General features: G+C 68.4%; 6 protein-coding genes and 1 pseudogene. 6 read left to right on the top strand and 1 reads right to left on the bottom strand.

The annotated features are described in order from the left end of the window. The 3 genes from ACIKT0_RS11420 to ACIKT0_RS11410 form a co-directional block, all read left to right on the top strand. Positions 1 to 497, top strand: a 497-nt coding sequence (locus tag ACIKT0_RS11420; protein WP_407105463.1) for a transposase, incomplete at its 5' end; no start/stop codon positions are given. Positions 498 to 599: 102 nt separating this feature from the next. Further along, positions 600 to 1,448 (top strand): alpha/beta fold hydrolase, encoded by an 849-nt coding sequence (locus tag ACIKT0_RS11415; RefSeq protein ID WP_407105464.1) that lies wholly within the window; start codon positions 600 to 602, stop codon positions 1,446 to 1,448. Positions 1,449 to 1,551: 103 nt separating this feature from the next. Next, complete coding sequence (locus tag ACIKT0_RS11410; RefSeq protein ID WP_407105462.1) at positions 1,552 to 2,082, top strand: VOC family protein; 531 nt, start codon at positions 1,552 to 1,554, stop codon at positions 2,080 to 2,082. Between the two features lie 165 nt (positions 2,083 to 2,247). Here the strand turns inward: ACIKT0_RS11410 and ACIKT0_RS11405 are convergent, their stop codons facing one another. Then, a complete protein-coding gene (locus ACIKT0_RS11405; protein ID WP_474998499.1) occupies positions 2,248 to 3,825 on the bottom strand; it encodes a GMC family oxidoreductase in 1,578 nt (525 codons plus the stop codon). 104 nt (positions 3,826 to 3,929) lie between these two features. Between ACIKT0_RS11405 and ACIKT0_RS11400 the strand changes: the two genes are divergently transcribed. The 3 genes and pseudogenes from ACIKT0_RS11400 to ACIKT0_RS11390 all read left to right on the top strand — a co-directional run. Beyond that, on the top strand, positions 3,930 to 4,439 hold the full coding sequence (locus tag ACIKT0_RS11400; RefSeq protein ID WP_407105460.1) for a MarR family winged helix-turn-helix transcriptional regulator: 510 nt from the start codon (positions 3,930 to 3,932) through the stop codon (positions 4,437 to 4,439). Between the two features lie 293 nt (positions 4,440 to 4,732). Continuing rightward, the gene (locus ACIKT0_RS11395; RefSeq protein ID WP_407105459.1) at positions 4,733 to 5,836 is read left to right on the top strand and encodes an ABC transporter ATP-binding protein; all 1,104 of its coding nucleotides are present in this window, start codon (positions 4,733 to 4,735) and stop codon (positions 5,834 to 5,836) included. Then, positions 5,833 to 6,150: pseudogene (locus ACIKT0_RS11390) on the top strand (ATP-binding cassette domain-containing protein); the annotation flags it as partial. The gene ACIKT0_RS11395 and the pseudogene ACIKT0_RS11390, both read left to right, overlap by 4 nt. Positions 6,151 to 6,298: the final 148 nt, after the last annotated feature.

The following is a 6,298-nucleotide window of genomic DNA, read 5'->3' as shown; positions in this document are numbered from 1 at the left end:
CGGTGTTCGACAAGAGCGCCCGGACCGACGGCACGTTCAGCCGTTCAGACTTCCCGTATGACCACGCCCGCGATCTTTACACCTGCCCGGCCGGGAAGGAGCTGAGACCCCGGCAGAGGGTCTACCGGACCTCGGCTCCGCTCGTCGACGACGACGGCATGATCCGCTATCGCGCCAGCAAGTTCGACTGCGACGCCTGCTCCCTGAAACCGCAGTGCTGCCCGAACACGCCGGTGCGCAAGATCCCGCGCTCGATCCACGAAGGCGCCCGTGACATGGCGCGCGACATCGCCAGGACCGACGCCTACGCGACCTCCCGGCGCGAGCGAAAGAAGGTCGAGATGCTGTTCGCGCACCTCAAGCGTATCCTGCGGCTCGACCGGCTACGCCTTCGAGGACCATGCGGAGCCCGAGACGAGTTCCTGCTTGCCGCCACCGCCCAAAACCTCAGGAAACTGGCGAAGCTGGTCCCGACGCCGAGCCCGATCCCAGCCTAATAGCCCAACGCTTCGCTCGCCCCCGCCCTGCGATCAGTTCGAGCCGTGGGTGACGCCTTCCCAACAGCGGACTTCTTCAACACAATCGGCTGGAAGATGATCATGATCGCGACTTTGAAGGGGTTCACCCAGCAACTGGCGCCGGCGAACGGCGTCAGGATCAACGCCGTCACGGGAGGCTATGGCCCGGCGATCCTTCTCCTCCACGGCTGGCCGGAGACATGGTGGGAATGGCACGATGTGATGCCGCTGCTGGCCAAGGATTTCAGCGTGGTGGCCATCGATCTGCGCGGCGCGGGCTTTTCCGACTGCCCGCTCGACGGCTACGAGAAGGCCGCGATGGCGCGTGACGCGCACGAAGTCATGGTCGCCCTCGGGCATGAACGCTACGCGGTGTGCGGGCACGACATCGGTGGAATGGTGGCGTTGTCGCAGGCCGCCATCTATCGGGAGGCGGTCACGCATCTGGCCGTCCTGGACGTGCCGCTTCCCGGCTGGACGGGTTGGGAGGCGACGATCGCCAAGCTCTGGCATTTCAGCTTCCACATGAACCGGGATCTGCCCGAGCGCCTCATCCATGGTCGTGAATATGACTATGTGGCGACTTTCATGGCTGAGCGGTTCTACGATCACAGCACCTTCGATCCGGCCGACATAGAGATCTACGCCAGGGCGATGGCTCTTCCTGGCCGCACGCGAGGCGGGATGGAATGGTATCGCACCCTCGCCGCGGATCACGCCGCCGCGCTCGAGTACAAGAAGCAGCCGCTCGAGATTCCGGTGCTCGCTCTGGGTGGGGACCACAGGTTTGGCGCGCAGATGGCGCCGATGCTCAAAGAGTTCGCCAGCAACGTGACGGGCGGTTCGATCGGGCGGTGCGGTCACTATGTGGCGGACGAGCGGCCGGATGAAGTCGCAGCCGCTCTGATCGATCTTCTCAAAGCCAACTGAAAACTCCGCGCTCGGGCCTTGGGGGCCCGACCAGTCGCGACATGGCGGACGAATTCCGCCGCCGCGACCGCGACGGATCGACCAGACACGAAAGGAACCTGTCATGACCGCACCCGTTCTTCGCGGCGTCAATCATATCGGCATCACGGTGCCTGACATCGAAGCGGCGAAGTCGTTCCTGGTGGAGGCTTTCGGCGGCCAGGTGATCTACCAGTCCTTCGGACCGCAGGATCCGCCCCGGCAGGGGCCCGAATTCGAGCGCGCCGTCGACGCGTTCCCCGGAACAGTCGTGCGCGCCCAGGCCATGGTCAAGATCGGGAGCGGGCCTGACATCGAGCTGTTCGAAATGCACGGCCCCGAGCAAGCCCAGCCGGTCCGGGCGAGCGACTTCGGCATCACGCACTTCGCTCTCTACACCGACGACATCGACGCGTCTGTCGAGCGCTTCAAGAAGGCGGGTGGCACACCGCTCACCGCGCCACGCTCTATTCCCTATGCGACCGAGAAAGGTCCCGGAAACAAGGTTTGCTACTGCCGCATGCCCTGGGGCACGACCATCGAATTCATCACCACGCCTGCCCGCATGGACTATCGCGACCAGACCGATCTGCGCAGGTGGCAGGACGAGGACTGAGCAGGGCGCGAATGGCGATCCACATCGGTTCTGTTCTCGCGATGCCGACGCTGTCGGAACGTCCACGCCTGCGCAGCCGCGACAGCTCTAGTGACGGAGCGACCGCGCCGGACGCCGGCCCATTCGGATGAGCCGACGTCCGCCCGAGTGGAGCGCCGTTCTGCGTCACCAGGACGTGGGCTTGCCTAGATCGGCCGCGATCAGATCCGCGGCGCGTTCTCCGATCAGCACGCAGGGGGCAAGCGTGTTGCCGCCTGCGATGGCGGGCATGACGGACGCGTCGGCGACGCGGAGATTGTCGATCCCGTGAACTCTCAGGCTGCCATCCACGACCGACTGCGGATCACGCCCCATCTTCGCCGTGCAGGACTGGTGAAAATAGGTGCCGGCCGCGTTCCTCAGGAAGTGGAGCAGTTCAGGCCCCACGAGCGGCCCGGGCATCAGTTCGCGCTTCACGAAGGGGCGGAGCGCCTCGGAATTTCCGATGTCGCGGCAGAGATCGAGCGCGACCCTGAGGGCGGCCACGTCCGCCTCCTCGCTGAGGAAATTGGCGTCGATCCGGACCGGATCCTCAGGACGCGGCCCGGTCAGGGAGACGCGGCCGCGGCTCTTGGGGCGGATCAGGCCGGGCGCCAGCGTGAACGCGAGCGAGGGATCGGTCGGCAGGCCATAGGCCGGACCGGTCACCTCGGAACCGAAGGCGGTCTCCTCCAGCATCGGCTGCAGGTCCGGCGAGGGCAGCGAGGCGTCGCTCTTGCAGAAGAAGGTGAACTCCGCGGAGTTGTTCCGCGGCTTCTCGGGCGTGCGGTATTCGAACACGCAGCCGCCGACCAGGATGTGGTCCTGGAAATTGCCTCCGACGCCCGGGAGATGGCGGACCACCTCGATGCCGTGTCGTTTGAGCTCGCTCTCGTCGCCGACGCCGGACAGCATCAGCGTCTTGGGCGTTTGGATGCCGCCGAGCGACAGCACGACCTGCCGTCGGGCCTCCACCATGCGGATCCCGCCGCCCGTCTCGAACTCGACGCCGGTCGCTCGGCCGCGCTCGATCCGCACCCGGCGGACCGTCGCGCCGGTGAGCACGGTGAGGTTGGACCGTCCCTTCTGCGGGCCGAGATAGGCGCGCGCGGTGGAGACGCGCGTTCCGTCCGGCGCGACATTGACGTTGGTGACGGCGCAGCAGCCGTCGCCTGACATCGCCTCCGCGTTGTGATCGTCGACGCGCGGAATTCCGAGCGACGAGGCCGCGTCGAGCAGCGCCCCGACGACGGGGACAGGATCCTTGGGCAGCGTGATGGGCATGGGGCCGTCGACGCCGCGCAGGGCCGAGGCCGGCCCGTCCCAGCTCTCGATCCGCCGGTAGAGCGCGATCGCGGCGTCGAAGCCCCAGCCGGGATCGCCGGTCTCGGCCTCCCAAAGGTCGAAATCCGCCTTGTGGCCGCGCGCCCAGACGAGGCCGTTGACGCTGGAGCCGCCGCCCAGAACGCGGCCCATAGGAAGCGGCGCGCGGCGTCCGTTGAGCCCGGCGCAGGGCTCGGACGCGAAGCGCCAGTCGCGCTCGGAGCCGATGTTGCGCATCCAGATCCGCGGATCCGTGACCTCCGCGACCTCGCCCGGCCCTCCGGCTTCCAGGAGCAGGACGCTGGCCTCGCCGAGCGAGGCGAGGCGGCCCGCGATCACGCAGCCGGCCGCGCCGCCGCCGCAGATCACGACATCATAAGAATCTTGCACCGTCAGGGTCATGCGCAAACCATCGGCTTTTGGGGGAAGGGATCGCGAGGCGCGACTTTTGCAGGGTTGCGCGCCGCGGCTCGCCATGGCGCGCTCGCGCCCGGAGCCCGAGGGAGATGAGCGTGACAGAGCCGGACCTCAGCGAGTTGATCGACGAGGCGACGGAGGGCTGGCGCATCCGCCCGCTCCAGGCGCGGCCCGGCTTCCTGATCCGCCGCCTGCACCAGATCCATGTCGCGCTGTTCCTCGAGGAATGCGCGTCCGAGGGGCTGACGCCGGTGCAGTACAGCGTGCTGACGGCGCTCGACCAGATGGGCGCGGTCGAACAGGCGGCGCTGTCGCGGGCGGTCGGGCTCGACCGCACCAATGTCGCCGAAGTGATCGTGCGGCTGGAGCGGCGCCTCTTCGTGCGGCGCAGGCCCTCTCCCGAGGATCGCCGGATGAAGCTCGCCATCCTGACCGAGATCGGCCGCGCCGCGCTGAAGCGGGTCGAGCGCAGCGCCTCGCGGGCGCATGAGCGCACGCTCGCGGCGCTGCCGCCCGAACGCCGCGAGCGCTTCCTCGAAGACCTCGCCGCCCTCGTCGAGAACAGCAATTCGAAGAGCCGCTCGCCGGTCGGCGGCTGATCGCGAAGCCCGGCGCGCCGTCTTCCTCGCGAGCCCGCTCGCCGAGATCGTCAGTACCATGACGATTGCCTTCCGATGAGGCGCCGCCTGTGTGCAGGCGTCGCAAAACCGTTCACAGGGCGCCCGGCAGGTTTCCGCTAGACGTTGCGGCTACACGGTGGAGCCGAGAGCCGCACGGATTGGCATGCAACTTGATTGCCAGAGTGCGTCTAGGTCGCCTTCGCGGGCGCTCGCCTGACGACGGCCGGTCGAGCGCCCGCTCGGCCATGCGGCAGGAAATAGGACGTACACTGATGACTGTGGTGCGGTTCGAGGCGGTGACGAAACGGTATCCCGGCGTGGAGACGCCGGCGGTCGCCGACCTCAACCTTGTCTGCGGCGACGGCGAGATGCTGGCGCTGCTTGGCCCGTCGGGCTGCGGCAAGAGCTCGACGCTGAAGATGGCGGCCGGCCTCGAGGACCTCACCGAGGGTGAGATCCGCTTCGACGACGAGCCGGTCTCGCGGCTCGATCCGGGCGCGCGCAACATCGCGATGGTGTTCGAGGACTACAGCCTCTACCCGCGCATGAGCGTGCGCGAGAACATCGCGTTTCCGCTCGCCGCGCGCGGGGTGGATCGCGAGACCGCGCGGGCCCGCATCGACGACGCGCTGGCGCTTCTCGGCCTCGCGGAGATGGCGAACAGGCCCGTGGCGGGACTTTCGGGCGGCGCGATGCAGCGCATCTCGATCGGCCGCGCGCTGGTGCGCGACCCGCGCCTCATCCTGTTCGACGAACCGCTCTCCCATCTAGACGGCGACCAGCGGGTGCAGCTGCGCACCGAGATCAAGCGCCTGCAGAAGACCCGCGGCGTCACCTCGATCCTCGTCACACACGACCAGACCGAGGCGACCGCGATGGCCGACCGAATCGCAGTGATGCGGCACGGCGTGCTGCAGCAGGTCGACGCGCCCGAGGCGATGTATGAGCGGCCCGCCAACGTCTTCGTGGCGAACTTCATCGGCGAGCCGCCGATGAACATGCTGCCTGGCCGCCCCGTCGGCGGCGGCGCCGTCCATGTCGAAGCCTTCGGACGAGCCTTCGCGGTCTCGCCCGGCCGAGCCGCGATGGCGGAGGCGCTGAGCGGCGAGCTCATCGTCGGCATGCGGCCGGAGCATCTCGCGATCGAGCGCGCCGAGGGCGCGAAGGCGGACGCGATCGTCAGCTACCGCGAAAGCCGCGGCGACGCCGACTCCCTCGTGCTGGAGCCGAGGACCGGCGCAGATGTCGACATTCTGGTCGAGATCCCCGGCCCCTCGGGCTTCAGGCCCGGCGACTTCGTATCCGTATCGATTGCGCCCGACAGGATCCACCTGTTCGACCGCGTGAGCGAGCGGAACGTGGAGCAGGCGTCGTGAGCGGCCTCTCGCTCGCGGGCGTTTCGAAGCGCTTCGGCGACACGGTCGCGCTCGACGGGGTCGACCTGTCGGTCGGGCCGGGCGAGGTGCTGGCGCTGACCGGTCCCTCGGGCGCCGGCAAGACGACGCTCTGCCGCGTCGTGGCGGGGCTGGAGCGGCCGGACGCCGGCTCGGTACGGCTCGGCGGGCGATCGATGGACGGCGTTCCGGCGGGGCGGCGCGGCGTCGCGATGCTGTTCGAATCCTATGCGCTCTACCCGCATCTCACTGTGCACGAGAACGCGCTGTCGCCGCTCAAGGCGCCGGGCGGTGCCGTCCCCCGCGAGCAGCATGACGCGGCGGTCTCGGACGTGCTGTCGCTGCTCGAGATCGCTCCTGCTCAGGTTCTTCGATCCGGCCTCCGGCCGCATCCTGATCGACGGCGTGGACATCGCGCGGGCGACGCAGGAATCGCTGCGCGAG

The sequence above is a fragment of the Hansschlegelia beijingensis genome (assembly GCF_045505405.1).
Taxonomy (GTDB): Bacteria; Pseudomonadota; Alphaproteobacteria; order Rhizobiales; family Methylopilaceae; genus Methylopila; species Methylopila beijingensis_A.
This window is presented reverse-complemented; position numbering and strand designations above follow the sequence as displayed.

Excerpts from the sequence above, each read along its gene's own strand:
- ACIKT0_RS11415 (WP_407105464.1), top strand. The coding sequence starts at position 600 with ATGATCGCGACTTTGAAGGGGTTCACCCAGCAACTGGCGCCGGCGAAC.
- ACIKT0_RS11405 (WP_474998499.1), bottom strand. The coding sequence starts at position 3,825 with ATGACCCTGACGGTGCAAGATTCTTATGATGTCGTGATCTGCGGCGGC.
- ACIKT0_RS11410 (WP_407105462.1), top strand. The coding sequence starts at position 1,552 with ATGACCGCACCCGTTCTTCGCGGCGTCAATCATATCGGCATCACGGTG.
- ACIKT0_RS11400 (WP_407105460.1), top strand. The coding sequence starts at position 3,930 with ATGAGCGTGACAGAGCCGGACCTCAGCGAGTTGATCGACGAGGCGACG.
- ACIKT0_RS11395 (WP_407105459.1), top strand. The coding sequence starts at position 4,733 with ATGACTGTGGTGCGGTTCGAGGCGGTGACGAAACGGTATCCCGGCGTG.